At 43.8% G+C, this 665-nt stretch carries 1 protein-coding gene; it reads left to right on the top strand.

The features are described 5' to 3' along the window. Positions 1-665: PKD-like domain-containing protein (locus FEDK69T_RS15945; RefSeq protein ID WP_035656396.1), on the top strand; the 665-nt coding region annotated here is incomplete at both ends.

The following is a 665-nucleotide window of genomic DNA, read 5'->3' as shown; positions in this document are numbered from 1 at the left end:
CTGACTACAGCTGGTTTCACACCAGGTACAGTTTTATATACCATTACCCCAACAGTTAATGGATGTCCGGGCGATCAAATTACGGTACTGGTAAAAGTTAATCCGACACCGGAGATATTTAGTTCTGCTATGCCGCCTCCAATTTGTAGCGGTGATTCATCGGGTATCGTTGTTTTTCCTAATATTTCGGGAACATCTATCTCCTGGACCGTTGTTGAAAACGGCGTGACCGGAGCATCTGACGGCAGTGGTTCTGAAACCACTCCTGGAGGGGGAATACCGATCAATCAGAATCTGGAAACTACAGGGAATGCGCAAGGAACGGCAACTTACACCATCATACCAATGAATAATGGTTGTGCCGGAAGAGCTATAACCGTTGTTGTTAGAGTGAACCCAACACCGAAAACCGATATTAAAGACGGATTGGTTTGTATTGATGCAACAACCGGAGCATTAATCTACGGATATGAGATGAATACCGGTTTAAGCGAAGCGAATTATGACTTCCAGTGGTATTTTGGCAACAATATGAACGAAGTGATTGCGACAACCAGCTCTTATACGGCTACTCAACCAGGTATGTATACTGTCTCTATCATGAATTCGACTACAGGTTGTTCAGATGTGTTCATGATTGAAGTTAAAGCTTCTAATCCGGCAAC

It is taken from the genome of Flavobacterium enshiense DK69 (assembly GCF_000498495.1).
Classification (GTDB): domain Bacteria; phylum Bacteroidota; class Bacteroidia; order Flavobacteriales; family Flavobacteriaceae; genus Flavobacterium; species Flavobacterium enshiense.
The sequence above is the reverse complement of the archived record's forward strand: the minus strand, read 5'-3'. Positions and strand labels throughout refer to the sequence as shown.